Genomic DNA, 16,499 nt, shown 5'->3' on the forward strand with positions numbered 1-16,499 from the left:
TAAGATTTCATATGTGAAGGCCCGAATTATAACACAAGTTTTGGCAATTAAGTCTTAAATTTATGGTTTAATCCAATCAATGGTATTGTGCATAACCCCAATTATAGAGGTTGAGACAGGTGTGATCTCTTTATTGACCACTGTAATAGAATTAGGAATCACTAAAAAAAGATAAGGATTATCTGCAACAATTTTTGCAAAAATTTCTCGATAAATGGCATCGAATTTTTCTTGATCAACGATCTGTTCCGCTTGTGTAATAAGCTGATCGACCTCAGCATTTTCATAGCCTATGAAATTGAATCCGCCTTTGCGCATAGATTCACTGTGCCAAATACTGTAGGCGTCGGGCTTAAGTCCTAGTGACCAACCCATCAAAACGGCTTCAAACTTGCGAGGTGTTATCACTGTATTTAAAAACGCTTGCCACTCCATGATGCGAAGTTTCATCACCACACCTGCTTTTTTCAGCTGGTGCTGAAGAATTTGAGCAGAGTAACTGCCACTACCATTGGCGCTGGTACTCAGTTCAAACTCAAAAGGATGAGCCTCATCATACCCTGCCTTTTTAAGAAGGGCTTTTGCTTTTTCAATATCAGGTTTTGGTGCATGAACTGCTTCATTAAAAGCTCCCGTTCCTGGTAAAAAAGGTCCTGTACACACTTTGCCATGACCAAAATAAAGGATATCGACGAGTTCTTGACGATCAATCGCTAACGAAAGCGCTTCACGCACTCTAGGGTCTTTAAATTTCTCAGATTTTAAATTAAACCCCATATATGAAAAATTATGAGCAATATCTTCATAAATACTGTAGTGTGCTTTAAAATCCTTATCGATTTGACGCTCTAACTGTAAAGGAGAGAGTGAACCAACATCCAATTTTTGGGACTTAAGCATCAAAAATTCCGAAGAGGGATCAGGCAGATAGTGAAAAATCATTGTATCAATAGTGGGCTTATGGATAAAATAGTTTTGATTGCCAGCTAATACAATATCTTTAGAGATGTTAAACTGACTCAATGTATAAGGGCCTGTACCAATAGGCGCTTGATTGAATTTACTGGTCATCAAATCCGCTTCATTTTTAAGCAGATGCTCTGGCAATATCTCCATCATCCAAACTTCGAGCGCTTTAAAGTAGGGATATTTATATTTCACTTCTACCGTAAACTCATCTAACATCTTTACATGTAAAATGTGCATAAAGCCTGAAGAGTACGGTGTAAAGATTTTAGGGGAGATAATCGTTTCATAGGTGAAAAGTACATCTTTGGCCGTAAAAGGGACTCCATCACTCCATGTGACATCTTTTTTAAGCTCAAAAATCAGTGTGGTATCATCCACAAAATGGTAACTTTGTGCAAGATCCGGAACAATATTCGCATCTTTATCGTATTTAATGAGTCCATTAAAAATCCACTGCGCGACATCTGAACTCGTTTTATCGGTTGAGACAATAGGATTGAGACGACTAGGATTGGCGGAAATAGCAAGATGTAGCGTACTGGCTAAAACATTACATGTAAAGAAAAAAAGAGTAAGTAAAAGTGTTTTCATGAAGGGATTATAACATATTAGGCTTCAGCATGAAAAAGCTTTTATTTTAAAATTAGGCATAAAAAAAGCTTCCAGACCGGGCAATCTGGAAGCTGATTTTTAAAGTTGTTAAGTGATACACAAAAAGGAGGTAATTGTCTTGGTAATGAAAGTATAGGGGAGTTGTTTAAACGCTCTGTTAATCTTTTGTAAATAAAAAGTTAATAGGAGTTTTTTTATCTCTTTTATACTTTTTCCTTTCATTTTTTAACGTTGATAGTATGAAACCAGTGTTGCTTTCGCAAGAGTATTGGCATTGAGCATAAAACCAACGAGTGCAGGTGAAGCTTTTTCATCAAGACCTAGTTTATCCACACCAAGAGCATAAACGGTAAAAATATAACGATGTGCTTTATCGCCTTTAGGAGGACACGCCCCACCAAATCCCGTTTTGCCATAATCGGTGATACTTTGAATAGCCGCAGTAGTCGCTGACTTGCTGACATTGCCAAAATCCGTCGGAAGGGCATTGATGGATGATGGAATGTTAAAAACAACCCAATGCCACCAGCCGCTTCCTGTTGGCGCATCGGGGTCATAGACCGTTATGGCAAAACTTTTCGTACCCGAGGGTGCATCACTCCAATGCAATTCAGGAGAGATATTCGCACCATTACACCCAAAACCAGAAAACTCTTCCGTTTTAGAAAGTTGTCCAGCGAGGTCATGACTGTAAAGGGTAAAGCCACCTGCTAAGAGCGTGCTTCCAGATAACATGAAAGCAGCTACCCAATGTATGATTTTCATCCATAATCCTTTTGTCTCAAAATTTAAAGATTATTTTACATGTAAAAAGTATTTTGAAGTTAGTCTGTTAGGTTTGATATTTTGCCTATAAGGTTTTTAGGGGAGAATTCATGTTTTGCTTTAAAAAGACGCGTAAAGTGAGACTGGCTTTTAAAGCCTGCCTTAAATGCCGCTTCGCCAATACTAAGGTTGCCTTTTTCGATGAAAAAACGTGCGCGCTCGACTCTTTTTTGAAGTATCCATTTCATGGGCGAGGTCTGAAACTGTGATGTAAATTCCGCTTTAAATGCGCTCAAACTTCGACCACTGCGCTTTGCAAACTCAGGGATACTCCAGTTTTGTATAAAATGCTCTTCCATAAAGACACTCAGATCAATACCACGTGGTAGCAATGTTTGAAAGTAAGAGACCAATTTTGCTCCCTCAGAAGAGCCCAAAAGTAAGAGTAAAAGCTCTTGCAATTTTAATATCAAAATCGTATCAACAAAAGCTGGTTTTTGCTCGATAAACGGAAGCAGTGACAGTGCCGTACTTTTCATAATTGGGCTCAGTTCTATCTTGCAAAAAGCCTCTGGTGGATAGGTCTGCATCTTTACATGTAAAGGTACTTTTTCTAAAATGGGGGATAACCAATTGCCAATCACCTTCTCATCAAAAAAGACGAGCAAACACGCATAGTTTCCTCCTTCACACACTTCACTCATGACGTATTCACCCCGTGAGAGAAAAAAAGCTTCGCCCGCTTTAACCTCAACATCACCCTTTTTCGTGTGGAGCATTTTTTTACCTTCTAAGATAATATTGAGAAGATTTTGCTCCATAAATGCTTCGGCTTTGTAATGATCTTCCACTACAAAATAGCGCGCTATTACCACACCATTGGCTTCAATGGAATGCTCTTTATAATTTTTTTGAATGTATTCAAGCACATGAATGGACATTTACATTTCCTGTTCGTTAACTCTATTGAGTTACAATTTTAGCACATACTTCTTTGAGGAGAAGAAAAATGACACAAAACGTTTCACGTTGTGGCTGGGTAAAACTAAGCGATCCTACTTATGTGGCATACCACGATGAGGAGTGGGGAAAACCTCTGCATGATGATCGAGCCCTCTTTGAACTCTTTTGCTTAGAAACCCAATCCGCTGGCCTTAGCTGGCTCACAATTTTAAAAAAACGTGATGGCTACCGCAATGCTTTTGCTAGTTTTGTCCTTGAGAAAGTGGCTCATATGGGTGAGATGGATGTTGAACGCATTTTAAATGAAGGCGAAGTCATCAAAAGTCGCCCAAAAATTGAAGCCATCCTTCATAATGCCAAACTTTTTCAAGGTATTGCGCAAGAATTCGGTTCACTGGATACCTACTTTTGGAATTACGTAGGTGGCAAAACGATTGTTAACGATGTAAGCGATTACAAAACTGCCGCATGCACTTCGACCATTTCCGATGCTTTAACCAAAGATCTTAAAAAACGCGGTTTCAAGTTTGTTGGATCCACCACGATTTATGCGTTCATGCAAGCGTGTGGGATGGTGAATGACCATGAAAACAGCTGTGGGTGCAAATAAAATGACGTTTGAAATCCTCAATAACTACTGCCTCAGCCACATAGGCGCAATCAAAGAGTACCCCTTCGATAACACGACTGCCGTTTACAAAGTTGGCGACAAGATTTTTGCACTCATTGATGAAGCAAGCAATGCTCCACGCATCAATCTCAAATGCGACCCCTACTATGCAAGAGAACTTCGTGAAATGTATGAAAACGTTATCGCAGGCTACCATATGAACAAAAGACATTGGAATACAGTCATTTGTGAAGACGAAATAGACGAGACTTTGGTTTTTGAGTGGATCGACGACTCATATGACCTTGTATTTAATTCATTATCTAAAAAATTACAAAACTTTATCCGCAATTCATAGCAGGAGTTTTCATGTTTATTATCGCTTTAACCTATCATAAATCCCTCGAAGAGGTCGATAAACATTTAAGTGCTCACGTAGAATTTCTCAAAGCGCACTACGCGAAAGGTGTTTTCTTAGCGTCTGGTCGCAAAAATCCTCGCAATGGTGGCATTATCTTAGCACTTGCGCCCTCTAAAGCTGAAATTGAAGCGGTCATTGCACGTGATCCTTTTTACATTCATGATGTAGCAACCTATGAGATCACTGAATTTACACCCTCAATGACCTCACCCGAACTGGATTATTTAATCAATCGCTAAAGGAATCTTATGTCACAGACACTGAATGCTTACCTTCAAAGTTCATTCGTCATTGATTTTGAGCACCCTTCGATTTTAGCGAAAGCAGAGGAGTTAAAAGGGAACGCTAAAAGCGATGTGGAGATTGCCAAAAACTGTTTTACCTTTGTGCGCGATCAGATCCGTCATACGGGAGATCATAAAGATGCCATCATTACCTGTAAAGCCAGCGATGTCTTAGCCTTTCAAACAGGATGGTGCTATGCCAAGAGCCATCTTCTAGCAGCATTGTGTCGTGCCAATGGCATTCCTACAGGCCTTTGCTACCAACGACTCAGCCTTTTGGGCAATGGTGGCGAGCCTTACACGTTGCATGGGCTCAATGCCCTGTATCTCAAAGATTTTGGCTGGTACCGTGTGGATGCTAGAGGCAATAAAGAAGGCATCCATGCGGAATTTTCTCCACCATTGGAACAACTTGCCTTTAAAGTCAAAGCATCCCACGAAATTGACTTCCAAGAGATCCTGAGCGAGCCTTTGAGTATCGTCATCACCGCTTTACAAACGTATACAAGCTTTGAAGAATCTCTAAAGCATTTACCTGATTGCACAGAGATAACACGACTTTAGCTTTACATGTAAAGATTTTGTACAGGATTAGGCAAGAACTCTGCGAAAATGTTCTATCGCTTTGAGAACCTTTCGCTCTATAATAAACTATTAAAATTAAAGGAGAACCTATGGTTAATTTTACCTATCAAAACCCCACAAAAATAGAATTTGGAAAAGGCAAAGAAGAACTTATCGGCACAGCCATCGCGGAAGACAACATCACAAAGGTTTTACTCTGCTACGGTAGCGAGCGCATTAAAAGTGATGGACTCTATAACAAAGTGACCACCCGTTTGAAAGAAAAAGGCATCGCTTGGGTAGAGCTCTCTGGCATCATCAGCAACCCCATTCTTTCCAAAGTGCACGAAGGCATCACTATCGCTAAAGCAGAAAAGGTTGAAGCCGTCCTTGCCATCGGTGGTGGTTCTGTTTTAGACAGTGCTAAGAGTATCGCCGCGGGGGCTTTATACCATAGCGACGTTTGGGACTTTTTTATTGGCAAATCCGTCATTGAAAAAGCGCTCCCTGTGTATGCCATCATGACCCTTGCAGCAACAGGAAGCGAGATGAATGGCTTTGCCGTTGTTACCAACGATACGATTCAGCAAAAGTACAACATCGCCTCCATTCACGTCTATCCGCGACTTTCCATTCTCAACCCAGAACTGACCAAAAGTGTTCCTAAAAATTACCTCGCGTATTCGGCGGTTGACATTATCGCACACGTTATTGAGGGCTATTTGACCGCGACGGTTCAGCCTCATTTTCAATCACGCATGGTGGAAGGTATTATTCAAACCGTTATGGAAACGACGGAAATTTTGCTTCAAAATCCTGATGATTACAATGCCCGAGCTGAATTTACATGGGCGGCTACGCAAGCGCTGAATGGTGTGACAACCGCTGGCACCAACCCTTCCGTCTTTCCTAACCATATGATCGAGCATTCCCTTTCAGCACTGTTTAACATCGCGCATGGTGCAGGTTTAGCGATCGTGATTCCTGCCTGGATGACATGGTTTCACACGCAAAATCCTACGCAATTTAAACGTTTTGCTGAAAAGATTTTTGACAAAAGCAGTGCGGAAGAAGGTATCGTGGCACTCAAAAGATGGTTCGCTAAAATTGGAGCCCCTGTGAGTTTAAAAGAGGCGGGAATTAGTGTTGATTCTATTCCTGAAATTGCCGCCAATGTATACTTAGCGGCTGAAAGACAAGGTGCACAGAAAGTTTACACCCAAGCAGTCATCGAAACGATTTTACATAACGCATAATCACTCAAGGCAAAAAGGGACTTACCCTTTTTGCCTCCAAAATGCTTCAGCTAAAACGAGCTCTTCTTCGCTAAAAACCGTAATGCCACTCTCTTGCAACAATTTACATGTAATGCCAGAATCATTAACAGGCGTGTGCGTAAAGGTTCCATCATAGATAACATCTTTGCCACATGAGGGGCTTCTAGCTTTTAAAATCGCCATACACGCGCCCTCTTCTCGAGCCATTCTCAAACTCTCACGCGCTCCTTTAGCAAACGCCGCACTGACATCTTCACCCGTTTTACAGATAACGCTATCCGTTCCTTCAATGACTTCACATGGAGGTCTTGGAACGTTGAGCCCACCAAGCACTTCAGGGCACAACGGAACCAAAATGCCCTGCTCTTTCCACGCTTCCAGAATCTTTACATGTAAAGCATTATTGCCACCATCATATTTGACGTTTTCACCGATCAAACACGCACTGATAAGGATTTTTTTATCCATTATTCAAAATCATCTTTGGCATTTTTAACTTGCCAGCGCAACCGTTTATAACGTAAACGATTTCGAAGGCGTTTGACTTTATCAATATCTCGCATATCAATGCTAATAGAGGTATCTTCAAGATCATTGCCCTTTCCAATCATGATATTATCGGCCTTTTTAAGGGCGAGTTTTTGTGACTGAAAGACGCTGCGATGCCCTGTAATCAAAAAGGCAATGACCACACTCAGTGCCGCATAGTTTGCCATATGTACACCAAAAAGTTCCACCGCCATAATAATGGACGCTATGGGTGAATTCGTTGTACCTGCCAAAACACTCACAAACCCAAGTGCGGCAAAAAGGGCTATATGTCCCCCAGTGATATGACCAAAAACAACACCACTGGTCGCCCCCACGTAAAAAACAGGGGTAATAATACCACCGCTACCACCAGAGCCTAAGGTCATTGCTGTAAAAATGGTTTTTAAAATGAAATCGTACCAATGTACATTATTTGAAATTAACGCATTAGGACTGAGTGCATCGCGAATCGTTATGAGCCCAAGCCCCAAATAACTCTCAGAGAGGAAATAAGAGATCACCACCATCACTAAACCCGCGACAAACGCTTTTAAATAGCGATTGTAAGGAATTCTTTTAATCGCTGTTTCTATTTTATTGACTGCGGTAATAAAAAGATCCGAAACAACTCCAAAAAAGACACCGGCAACAACGACTTGCCCAATTAGCCCTAAATCAAGACTAAATGCGCGGTACATATTGATGTCATAATATTGGTATGTCACACCTAAAAATTGTGCGGTTGTAAATGCCGCAAAACCTGCAATGAACGAAGGAAGTAAAACATCGTACATAATCACACCAATAATGAGCACTTCAATTCCAAAAATAGCACCCGCAATCGGTGTACCAAACACTGAAGCAAAACCTGCGCTAATACCGCAGATGACCAGCTTTTTACGATCAGACTTTGAAAATTTGAGCAGTGTTGCGACAAATGAAGCTGCTCCTGCACCAATTTGCGCTCCGGGTCCCTCTTTTCCTACAGAACCACCAGAAAAAATGGTAAGAACCGTAGCAACCAATTTGACAGGAATGACTTTAGCATTGATGTAACCATCGCGTTTATGAACCGCTTCAATGACTTTTTCCGTTCCATGCCCTGTGGCATTTTGGTCAAACGTTCGTACGATCCATGTTGTGAGCATCAAAGCAAAAGGGAGAGTAAAGTAAAAAGGAAAAGGAAGAAGGCTTCTCGTCTGCTCAGCAGTTGTGAGAATTTTAAGAAAGACGGACATCAGTCCGCCTATCATAATACCAACGGCTGAGGAGAGGAAGAGCCATTTGGAAACACTAAAGAAAATAACCGTCTGTTCAACAACATGTTTATTCATCAAATCACTTTAAGTTTGGGCTTATTTCATTATAGCTCTCTTTGGTAAATTTTTTATAAATATTTATTTTAAAATTATTTTAGAGATGAAATTAACCAACAATCGACGCAACAATTTCTTTAGCTCTCTTCTTTGCCGCTTCGACTTCATCTAAAACAAGCGCTACAGCCATACGACGCCCCACATGGCTCACAGGCTTTCCAAAAATACGCACAAAGGAATTTTTAGAAAAAGCCGTTTCAGGAATCGTCAGTGTTGGCACATGCTCTTCGTTTGAGCTTTTAAACGCACCACTTGCGCCTGAACCGTAAAAGGTGAAATCAAGTGGTAAGCCCAAAACCGCTCTTACATGTAAAGCAAATTCACTCTGGCTTTGTGTGATCATCGTCACCATTCCCGTGTCGTGTGGTCGTGGACTAAGCTCACTAAAATAAACTTCATCATCTTTGACAAAAAACTCCACGCCAAAGAGTCCTCGACCGCCCAAACCGTCTGTCACCGCTTTTGCCATCATCTGCGCTTTGGCTAAGACTTCAGGCTTCATCGGTACGGGCTGCCAACTGAGGACATAGTCACCGTTTTCTTGAATATGCCCGATCGGTTCACAAAAAACGGTCTCTTTGCCATTGCGCACGGTGAGAAGCGTGATCTCATAGTCAAACGGTACAAACGCCTCAACGATCAACTCGCTTGCATCACCGCGTGCTTCTTTGGCGATCTCCCATGCTTTTTGAATGTCTGCCTCACGACGAATGACACTTTGTCCATGACCCGATGAACTCATAACCGGTTTGACCACACAGGGAATTCCAAGCGCTTTTGTCGCTTCATTCAGCCCTTCGAGTGTTTTGACAAAAACATAGCCACTGGTTTTTAAACCCAACGTTTCAGCGGCAAACTCACGAATGTTTTTGCGGTTCATTGTCTTTTTCACCGCGTCCGCATTAGGAATGACGCAAAAGCCTTCTTTCTCCGCCTCAATGAGCGCTTCGATGCTGAGTGCTTCAACCTCAGGCAAGATGAATGTCGGCTTTTCAAGGCGTATCACCTCCAAAAGTTCCTCTTTATTTTTCATATTGATGACATAACTTCGATTGGCAACCAAATGAGCAGGTGCTTTTGGGTATGAGTCCACCGCTACGGTTTCAATGCCTAAACGAGAGGCTTCGATGATGACCTCTTTGCCAAGTTCACCACTGCCGATGAGCATAATTTTTGTGCTATTGCTTTTAAGGGGAGTTGTAAAGTGCATGATGTCCTCTTTGTGTTAGTTTAGGAGATTTTACACAAAAGTGGTTTAAGAAATGAAAGAACTTTAAAATTTTATGGCTCTTGGTTGGATATACTTACGCATCAAACAGATTTACATGTAAAGGTTTTTTGTGGAAATTCTCTTCACCATTCTTGCGATACTCACTCTTCTTGGCTTCTTATTTCTTCTACTAAAACCCAAAATTCAGCCAAAATCCAAAGAGCAAAAACAAGAAGAGATACGCCAAAATTTCCTTCAAAGGCTAGATGCCGAGCTTTCTGCTACCCAAAATCCTGATGAGCGTCAAACGAAAAAAATCGCGTTACTCAAAGTGTTTGCGAAAGAGTTGGAGTTCAATCTCTTTTTTGATAAAGATGAAGTGAAAGTATTGATACAAGAGTTGGCGGGTTATTAAGTCGTCTCTTCTTCAATCCATTGAAGGTACGCCTTAAGTCCTTGTTCGATCGGTAGTTGAATGATCTGAGGCGTCGTATAGGGATGATGCTTTAAAATCAACGCTTCTATCTTTTGAAACAAAGAACTCCTCGTTTTAATCAAAAGCAACTGCTCACATGATTCGCACAGTTTCCCTTCCCAGTGGTAAAAACTTTGAACGGCTTGCATCTGAATACATGCGGCAAGTTTTTGCTCTAACAAAAGATGAATAATAGATTTTGCATTTTGTTCATCAGGGCATGTTGTGGTTATTAGGCAAAAAGAGTTCATTCATGTACTCCTCGTGTGAAAAAAGAAGTATTATAACGATTTTAGGTGAAAAAGTTTTAAAAGAAGAAATGCAAGGGAAAATCCCTTGCAGAAAGAGCAAAAGTCTCGAAAGACTTCTGTAAAGAAATCATTAACGTTTTCAAGGAAACTTTTAATGATTCCCTTGAGGAAATCATTAACGTTTTGAGAATTGTGGACTACGACGTGCTTTTTTGCGACCGTATTTTTTACGCTCAACAATTCTTGAGTCACGTGTCAATAAACCATAAGGTTTAAGGATCGCTCTAAAGTCAGCATCCATAGCAGAAAGTGCTTTAGAAATACCGTGACGAACGGCATCTGCTTGAGCTGAATAACCGCCACCTTGCGTAGAAGCTACGATGTCAAAGCTTGCTTCTTGTTTTGTCAAAGCAAGAGGTTGACGAACACGTTTTTTAATGGTCTCATGACCACCAAGCCACGCTTCAAAATCAACGCCATTAACTGTAATCGTACCTTTACCAGGTGCACTTACCCATACTTTAGCGATTGCTGTTTTTCTTTTACCAGTTGCGTATACTTTTGCCATATTACTTTACCTCTACTTTAACTTGCGCTGTATGTGGATGCTCACTACCGGCATAAACTTTTAGCTTTTTGATCATCTCTTTAGCAAGATTTGTTTTAGGTAACATGCCTCTTACCGCAAGTCTGTACAATTTCGCTGGGTTGTTGTTCAAAAGATCACCCAATTTTTCAGTTTTAACGCCACCGAAATATCCTGTGTGTCTGTGATACAATTTTGTGTCTAATTTTGTTCCACTAAACTCTACTTTTTCCGCATTAATGATGATAACGAAATCGCCACAATCAACATTTGGAGTAAAATAAGGTTTATGTTTGCCTCTGAGCAGTGTTGCTACTTCTGTAAGGACTTTACCAAATCTCTTACCAGCAGCATCCACTACGATCCAGTCGCGTTTAACTTCGCTTGGCTTAATCGCTTGTGTAGCTTTCATCTGTCATAACCTTTGACGTATTTATTTAACGAAGTGCAAGTGTAATCAAAATATACTTAAATACTACTTAAATTCAGTGTACTATAAGTTTTTAAGAAGCTCGATTCCATCGTTCTGCAAGTAGCAGATATACGCAGCCACCGGCAAATTATAGATCGTAGAGAGGGCTTCTTGATAGAGCTTCACCTGTGCTTGATGCTTTGCACTTTGCTTTTTTGAACTTTTATAATCCACCACGACGATACGATCTGGAAATTCAAGCAAAAGATCAATCTGCTTACGCTCTTTTTGGTAAATCAACGGTTGTTCTTTGGATATTTTTGCCCCCTCGATCAAATCCAAAAAGGCTTTACAAGAAATGAGTTTTTCGCCTCTTTGATAGATCGCTTGCAAGGTTGACTCATCCAACAGTGGCGCAAAACGGTTTTGCAGAGCGATGTACGCGCGCTTGAGCGATGGCTCATCAAAACTGTCTAACATCTCCAACAAATAGTGCTGTGCAATTCCAAATGTGATAGAAGCGATCTCAGCGCTTTCATTCTCATCCTCAGATGTACTCGCCACCTCTTGAGCGCCATAACGCTTAGGCTGATAGACACTCATGGTGCTTGGAATGACGATAGTCTCTTTGGTTGAAACACCTATCACGCCTCGCTCTGTTGTGCTTAACTCCAACATCTCAAACGCACTGTTTTGCGCTTTGGCACACACAAACAAGGAACGTTTGGCTCTCGTAAAAGCGACATAAAGCGCATTGAGTCTATCTTCATGCATTAAAACACTCTCGTGCTCTTTGGCTTTGGCATAGACTGCATCGACCGATTCTCTGCCACCCATAGTAAGGTAAAGCCCTTTGATGTCCACTTCATCGTAGCTAAATAAAAGCGTATCGCTTCGGTTATTGTCGCGACTCAAACGATCGCACACGATGACATGCTCAAACTCCAAGCCTTTGGATTTGTGTACGGTTAAAACACGCAAACCATCTACATCTTCACTTTTGGCTTCATCACTCAGTTCATCCAGAGCAAACAAAAAGCTCTCAATCTCCTCATAACGACCGGCAACCTCTAAGAAACTGAGCAGATCCGCACTGCCATCAAACAGACCATAATTTTTGATGATCTTTTCAACCAAAACGAGTGGCGTCGCGTCTAAATCCCACCCGCTACGAGAAAGTGGTGTCTCCCACGCCTTGCCACACTGCACAAGAAACGTTGCTTTGTAGAGTGCATCGCCAAAGTAGAGGTATTTAAGCAACGCAATGATGGCTTTAATGGAGCGAACTTCGATGAGTTTCAAGGTTGCCTCAAGTCTTACATGTAAAGCAGGAAACTGCTCTTGCACCAACGCTTTAAAGGCTTTGGCATCTTTGTTCGTATGGACTAAAAGCGCGATGTCTTTAGGCTTGACACCCTCATTTAAAAGCATTCCAATCGCCTCTAAAACAGAAGGCTCTATATCTTCTTCAATGCGCACATTGATGTACCCCTCACCTGTGGCTTTCGCAACCTTTTGTGGTTCATACCCTTTGATTTTACATGTAAAGATTTCATTGACAAAATTAACAACTTGCTCGCTGCTTCGATAATTGGTATCAAGCGCATTCACGTCTAAATGCAAACTCTTTTTGGCGTAGTCAAAGAGCTCTTTAGCCCCACCACGGAAGCGATAAATCGACTGCTTGACATCGCCCACGAAAAAGAGTGTTTTAAAGTCTTTCACACCCTGCCCTGCACGTATCTCTTCAATGAGTGGCAGAAGAATCTGGTACTGCACAATGCTCGTGTCTTGAAACTCATCGATCAGCAGATGTTCGATCACCCCATCAAGGCGAAAATAGAGAAAATCTTTGCTGATCTCTTGGCGTAAAAGAGTGTAGAGCAGATTGGTTACGTCATCAAAACGAAGCTCACCATACTCGCCCATCAAACCTCGCAGGCTCTCATCGTAGATCGCAAAGAGTTTGCCTAGTTGTCCTAAAAAGTATGCTTCTTTAGCATTGACATGTTCATTTAAAGCCTGTTTGAGTTCACGTAAAAGCGCATCGGTTGTCTCATTGGCATATTTTTTATAGTCCCAATACCCAAAGTCTTCACGCTCCAAATACTTCTTGGCAAGCAGATCGCTCAGTGTATCCGCTTTGAGTGTCGCAAGTCCACGCGCAGAGAGCCCACTTTGCTCAAAATAGTCTCGTATCTGCCCTAAAATATCCAAACACGGTTTTAAAGAGGGGTAATGCTCTTCATCCAATGTGCTGATGTCCAGCTCGGACTTTTTCTGATAGAGCATATCGAGCAGACTAAAGAGATCGCCCAGTTTTTTATCTTCGTTAATGCTAAAAGCGATTAAGGCATTGTAGAGATTTTTGCTTTTGCACCCTTTGATGAAACGCTCCACCAGCTCCTCATCAAGCCCATTTTGCCCTACTTTAAAGTCAGGTTGCAAGCCTACATGTAAGGCAAAATGGCGCAAAATCAAAGAGAAAAAAGAGTCCAAGGTTGAAATCTTGATGTCGGCTTGAAGCAAGGTTTGCATGACGCGCTCTTTTTCATGTAGCAGCGTCTCTTTAGATTTACCCGTTTGCACGCAAATCGCCTCTAACTCATCTTTGTCTTCTAAGTGTTTGAGCGTCTCAAAGATGCGCGTTTTCATCTCTGCCGCTGACTTGTTCGTAAACGTCAATGCCACGATCTTTTGCGGATTGGCACCCATAAAGAGAAGTGAGAGATAACGCACACTGAGCGCAAACGTTTTACCGCTTCCTGCACTGGCTTCGAGGGCTAAATAAGGACTGAGATTCATATCTGCTCCTCACGTCCGCACAACTGCGCATAAGGGCACAGCCTGCAATGCTTAATCTCCTCGCACAATTCGTAGCCATTGATCGGTTTGGATAGCTCTTGTAGTTTTACATGTAAAAGCGCTTTCTTTTCTTCGAGGAAGTTTTCGCTCACTAAAACACCCTCTTTAAGGTCGTAGTAATAAACGCCTCCAACCCTGCCTAAAGTGCTTGCAATATGGTCGTAAAAGACCAGTTGAAAATCGGTGGTGCTCTCCAAGGAACGCTCGCTCGTTGTTGGTACTTTCCCGCTTTTATAGTCGATGATAAAGAGCTCATCTCCTTTTTGATCGATACGGTCAATCTGCCCTTCTAATATAAAACCCTTATAGGGCACAGCATGCACAAACTCTTTTTTGAAAACGCGAAAACCCTCTTCAAAACGATTGATTTCATTTTGCATAAAAGGACGGAGCTTTTGAAGCCATACATCAACAAAGTAGCCCCACACTTCATGTCTATTTTGCTCTTTTAAAAGAGTCTCTATTTTGGAATAGAGGCTTTTCTCATCCCTTAACGCTTCATCGCACATCGCATCTTCAAGTACTTTGTGAAGCGTTAAACCAATCACTTGCTCATCAATCTTAGTGCTTGGCATCTTCGCCTCTTTAAGCCTTTGGATGTAACGAAAGTAAAACTGGCGTTTACATGTAAGCAGCGTTTTGAGCTTGGTTGCAGAAAGAGGAAACGCTTTAAGATCGTAGGGCGCGTCAATGAACGGCTGATCGTAAAGATTTTTAGGCGCATTGAGCTCAAACAAAAGCGGTTGCAGTGCTTTTTCATCTGCCATTGTGTTCGTATTAAAGCCAAGCTCATCCAAAAAGCGTGAAGGCATTGAGGTCTCATTTTTGACATAAGCGATAGCGATTTTCTGCGCATGAGAAAAGAGCTGATGGTAGTAATAACGTTGCAAATTTTCGCGATCCCTTTTGGTGGGAAGTCCCGCGTGTGCGCGAACGGCTGAGGAGAGAAACAGATCTTTCTGGCTTCTTTTGGGTACAAACTCATCGTTGAAATCTAAGACGATCACCCCTTTATAGGTCACTCCTCTGGTTTCTAACACACCGAGTACGGTCACCTTTCCACCTCTCACATCATCTTGCGTAAGGGCTGCAAGGCGGTTTAAAAGCAGTTTGGTCACTTGCTCAAAACGTAGAGCTGGTGCGTGTTTTAAAAAGTGCGTGAAAGCAAAAAAAGCTTCTTGAAAGAGAGGATTTTGCTGCTCTTTTGCATTGTAAGAGAGCAGCTTTTCAAAGAAATTCATTGCCGTTTCAGGGGAGATTTTTTGATGCCAAATCTCTTTACATGTAACCATGATTTCAGGTTCAATCTTTAAGCGAGCAAGACGAAGATGGTCTTCAATTTCGTCGTTTCGCATCGCTTTTTCAATCGCACTCAGTCCCTGATAAAACTGGCTTTGCTTGAGGCTTATGCCCATCGCGAAGTTGAGATTGTGCCACGTATCAAAAGGGCGCAACACTTCGGCAAAGCGTTCATCAGGAAGAATAACCACAATCTCTTCGGGACTCAACCCATCTTCCACAAACTGTGCAATCGCACTTTGTACATAGCCTATTTGCGCCAGCCGTGAGGAAAAACCATAGACTTGAATATCCCGTTTGGAAGTATTGTGAGGCTTTACATGTAAAATCTCTTTCGTGGAGAGATTGATCTCATAGGTCTGATTTTGTTCTAAAATGATGCCAAGTTCGGCAAAAACTGCAACCATTTTTTGATTGTAAGCACTCATCGTAACGTTTACATGTAAAGGTATCAGCGCTGCTATTTGGGTAAGAAGTTCCACTTCAAAACGGCTCAGAAACCCTTCTAAATGAATACGAACTTCCCCTAAAGAGCGAATGTACGACTCGTTGAGTTCATAACACTCAGGAAGCGTGATGCGATCATACAAGGCGTGTTTTGAAAGAAGCGCTTTATAGTGCTTAAGCAAGGTTTGTAAGACCTCTAAATGCTCAGCGTAGTGCTCATAGGTATCAGCACTTAACAAAGCATCCAGTGCGACTTTTTCATGGCTGAGTTCTTCAAAAAAACGAAAGAGGTAGGAGGAGTTTTTCAAAAAAGTAAAAAATTCACGCTCAATGTACAAAAGCTCAAACTTGGTAAAGCGTGAAGCTTCTTGCATCAAAAGAACACGCATATCGTCATCAACTAAGGAATGATGAGGCACTAAGACAGCTTTTTGCTCAAGTTCTGCAATGGTAATAGCTTTGGGAAGAAGCGTATTAGCATCTAAAAATGTGTCATAAAAGGAGCGTACAGCACGACTCGTTGCAAAAACTTCTAACATCTTCCCTCTTTATTTTAATTCTTGACACGCTTTTAGAGCAAAG

At 41.6% G+C, this 16,499-nt stretch carries 17 protein-coding genes; 6 read left to right on the forward strand and 11 right to left on the reverse strand.

The window, feature by feature from the left end; translation table 11 throughout:
* Window positions 1-60: 60 nt before the first annotated feature.
* The 3 genes from FA584_RS11355 to FA584_RS11365 all read right to left on the reverse strand — a co-directional run bounded on the left by FA584_RS11355 (window position 61) and on the right by FA584_RS11365 (window position 3,287).
* Window positions 61-1,560 carry a peptide-binding protein gene (locus FA584_RS11355; RefSeq protein ID WP_167749528.1) on the reverse strand — a complete coding sequence of 500 codons (1,500 nt, stop codon included), beginning with the start codon at window positions 1,558-1,560 and terminating at the stop codon, window positions 61-63.
* Between the two features lie 246 nt (window positions 1,561-1,806).
* Window positions 1,807-2,346 carry a YbhB/YbcL family Raf kinase inhibitor-like protein gene (locus FA584_RS11360; protein WP_167749529.1) on the reverse strand — a complete coding sequence of 180 codons (540 nt, stop codon included), beginning with the start codon at window positions 2,344-2,346 and terminating at the stop codon, window positions 1,807-1,809.
* A gap of 59 nt (window positions 2,347-2,405) precedes the next feature.
* On the reverse strand, window positions 2,406-3,287 hold the full coding sequence (locus FA584_RS11365) for a helix-turn-helix transcriptional regulator (protein WP_167749530.1): 882 nt from the start codon (window positions 3,285-3,287) through the stop codon (window positions 2,406-2,408).
* A gap of 68 nt (window positions 3,288-3,355) precedes the next feature.
* Between FA584_RS11365 and FA584_RS11370 the strand changes: the two genes are divergently transcribed.
* The 5 genes from FA584_RS11370 to FA584_RS11390 all read left to right on the forward strand — a co-directional run bounded on the left by FA584_RS11370 (window position 3,356) and on the right by FA584_RS11390 (window position 6,444).
* Complete coding sequence (locus FA584_RS11370; RefSeq protein WP_167749531.1) at window positions 3,356-3,919, forward strand: DNA-3-methyladenine glycosylase I; 564 nt, start codon at window positions 3,356-3,358, stop codon at window positions 3,917-3,919.
* The gene (locus FA584_RS11375) at window positions 3,894-4,277 is read left to right on the forward strand and encodes an MmcQ/YjbR family DNA-binding protein (RefSeq protein WP_228447985.1); all 384 of its coding nucleotides are present in this window, start codon (window positions 3,894-3,896) and stop codon (window positions 4,275-4,277) included. The genes FA584_RS11370 and FA584_RS11375 overlap by 26 nt, the downstream gene beginning before the upstream one ends.
* An 11-nt stretch (window positions 4,278-4,288) precedes the next feature.
* The gene (locus FA584_RS11380; RefSeq protein ID WP_167749532.1) at window positions 4,289-4,579 is read left to right on the forward strand and encodes a YciI family protein; all 291 of its coding nucleotides are present in this window, start codon (window positions 4,289-4,291) and stop codon (window positions 4,577-4,579) included.
* 9 nt (window positions 4,580-4,588) lie between these two features.
* The gene (locus FA584_RS11385; protein WP_228447986.1) at window positions 4,589-5,188 is read left to right on the forward strand and encodes a transglutaminase-like domain-containing protein; all 600 of its coding nucleotides are present in this window, start codon (window positions 4,589-4,591) and stop codon (window positions 5,186-5,188) included.
* Between the two features lie 110 nt (window positions 5,189-5,298).
* Window positions 5,299-6,444, forward strand: coding sequence for an iron-containing alcohol dehydrogenase (locus tag FA584_RS11390; RefSeq protein WP_167749533.1), 1,146 nt, complete (start codon window positions 5,299-5,301; stop codon window positions 6,442-6,444).
* A 21-nt stretch (window positions 6,445-6,465) separates the two neighbouring features.
* Here the strand turns inward: FA584_RS11390 and FA584_RS11395 are convergent, their stop codons facing one another.
* The 3 genes from FA584_RS11395 to purT all read right to left on the reverse strand — a co-directional run bounded on the left by FA584_RS11395 (window position 6,466) and on the right by purT (window position 9,582).
* Entirely contained in the window at window positions 6,466-6,933 is a 468-nt protein-coding gene (locus FA584_RS11395) for a 2-thiouracil desulfurase family protein (protein ID WP_167749534.1), read from the reverse strand.
* Complete coding sequence (locus FA584_RS11400) at window positions 6,933-8,330, reverse strand: chloride channel protein (protein WP_167749535.1); 1,398 nt, start codon at window positions 8,328-8,330, stop codon at window positions 6,933-6,935. Before FA584_RS11400 ends, FA584_RS11395 begins: the two co-directional genes overlap by 1 nt.
* Before the next feature lie 91 nt (window positions 8,331-8,421).
* Window positions 8,422-9,582, reverse strand: coding sequence for a formate-dependent phosphoribosylglycinamide formyltransferase (purT, locus tag FA584_RS11405; protein WP_096047340.1), 1,161 nt, complete (start codon window positions 9,580-9,582; stop codon window positions 8,422-8,424).
* 130 nt (window positions 9,583-9,712) lie between these two features.
* On the opposite strand from purT, the gene FA584_RS11410 reads away from it, so the two are divergent.
* Complete coding sequence (locus FA584_RS11410; protein ID WP_167749536.1) at window positions 9,713-9,997, forward strand: hypothetical protein; 285 nt, start codon at window positions 9,713-9,715, stop codon at window positions 9,995-9,997.
* Here FA584_RS11410 and cutA read toward each other — a convergent pair.
* The 5 genes from cutA to FA584_RS11435 all read right to left on the reverse strand — a co-directional run bounded on the left by cutA (window position 9,994) and on the right by FA584_RS11435 (window position 16,456).
* On the reverse strand, window positions 9,994-10,308 hold the full coding sequence (gene cutA, locus FA584_RS11415; protein WP_167749537.1) for a divalent-cation tolerance protein CutA: 315 nt from the start codon (window positions 10,306-10,308) through the stop codon (window positions 9,994-9,996). The two genes, FA584_RS11410 and cutA, sit on opposite strands and share 4 nt — an antisense overlap.
* A 175-nt stretch (window positions 10,309-10,483) precedes the next feature.
* A complete protein-coding gene (gene rpsI / locus FA584_RS11420) occupies window positions 10,484-10,876 on the reverse strand; it encodes a 30S ribosomal protein S9 (protein ID WP_041959263.1) in 393 nt (130 codons plus the stop codon).
* 1 nt (window position 10,877) lies between these two features.
* The gene (gene rplM / locus FA584_RS11425) at window positions 10,878-11,306 is read right to left on the reverse strand and encodes a 50S ribosomal protein L13 (RefSeq protein WP_096047344.1); all 429 of its coding nucleotides are present in this window, start codon (window positions 11,304-11,306) and stop codon (window positions 10,878-10,880) included.
* 81 nt (window positions 11,307-11,387) lie between these two features.
* A complete protein-coding gene (locus FA584_RS11430) occupies window positions 11,388-14,111 on the reverse strand; it encodes a RecB-like helicase (protein WP_167749538.1) in 2,724 nt (907 codons plus the stop codon).
* Window positions 14,108-16,456, reverse strand: coding sequence for a PD-(D/E)XK nuclease family protein (locus tag FA584_RS11435; protein WP_167749539.1), 2,349 nt, complete (start codon window positions 16,454-16,456; stop codon window positions 14,108-14,110). The genes FA584_RS11430 and FA584_RS11435 overlap by 4 nt, the downstream gene beginning before the upstream one ends.
* Window positions 16,457-16,499: the final 43 nt, after the last annotated feature.

The sequence above is a fragment of the Sulfurospirillum diekertiae genome, assembly GCF_011769985.2.
GTDB classification, from domain to species: Bacteria; Campylobacterota; Campylobacteria; order Campylobacterales; family Sulfurospirillaceae; genus Sulfurospirillum; species Sulfurospirillum diekertiae.

Bases quoted from the DNA above. Each gene is read 5' to 3' on its own strand.
- FA584_RS11355 (WP_167749528.1), bottom strand. From the start codon at position 1,560: ATGAAAACACTTTTACTTACTCTTTTTTTCTTTACATGTAATGTTTTA.
- FA584_RS11360 (WP_167749529.1), bottom strand. From the start codon at position 2,346: ATGAAAATCATACATTGGGTAGCTGCTTTCATGTTATCTGGAAGCACG.
- FA584_RS11365 (WP_167749530.1), bottom strand. From the start codon at position 3,287: ATGTCCATTCATGTGCTTGAATACATTCAAAAAAATTATAAAGAGCAT.
- FA584_RS11370 (WP_167749531.1), top strand. From the start codon at position 3,356: ATGACACAAAACGTTTCACGTTGTGGCTGGGTAAAACTAAGCGATCCT.
- FA584_RS11375 (WP_228447985.1), top strand. From the start codon at position 3,894: ATGAAAACAGCTGTGGGTGCAAATAAAATGACGTTTGAAATCCTCAAT.
- FA584_RS11380 (WP_167749532.1), top strand. From the start codon at position 4,289: ATGTTTATTATCGCTTTAACCTATCATAAATCCCTCGAAGAGGTCGAT.
- FA584_RS11385 (WP_228447986.1), top strand. From the start codon at position 4,589: ATGTCACAGACACTGAATGCTTACCTTCAAAGTTCATTCGTCATTGAT.
- FA584_RS11390 (WP_167749533.1), top strand. From the start codon at position 5,299: ATGGTTAATTTTACCTATCAAAACCCCACAAAAATAGAATTTGGAAAA.
- FA584_RS11395 (WP_167749534.1), bottom strand. From the start codon at position 6,933: ATGGATAAAAAAATCCTTATCAGTGCGTGTTTGATCGGTGAAAACGTC.
- FA584_RS11400 (WP_167749535.1), bottom strand. From the start codon at position 8,330: ATGAATAAACATGTTGTTGAACAGACGGTTATTTTCTTTAGTGTTTCC.
- purT (WP_096047340.1), bottom strand. From the start codon at position 9,582: ATGCACTTTACAACTCCCCTTAAAAGCAATAGCACAAAAATTATGCTC.
- cutA (WP_167749537.1), bottom strand. From the start codon at position 10,308: ATGAACTCTTTTTGCCTAATAACCACAACATGCCCTGATGAACAAAAT.
- rpsI (WP_041959263.1), bottom strand. From the start codon at position 10,876: ATGGCAAAAGTATACGCAACTGGTAAAAGAAAAACAGCAATCGCTAAA.
- rplM (WP_096047344.1), bottom strand. From the start codon at position 11,306: ATGAAAGCTACACAAGCGATTAAGCCAAGCGAAGTTAAACGCGACTGG.
- FA584_RS11430 (WP_167749538.1), bottom strand. From the start codon at position 14,111: ATGAATCTCAGTCCTTATTTAGCCCTCGAAGCCAGTGCAGGAAGCGGT.
- FA584_RS11435 (WP_167749539.1), bottom strand. From the start codon at position 16,456: ATGTTAGAAGTTTTTGCAACGAGTCGTGCTGTACGCTCCTTTTATGAC.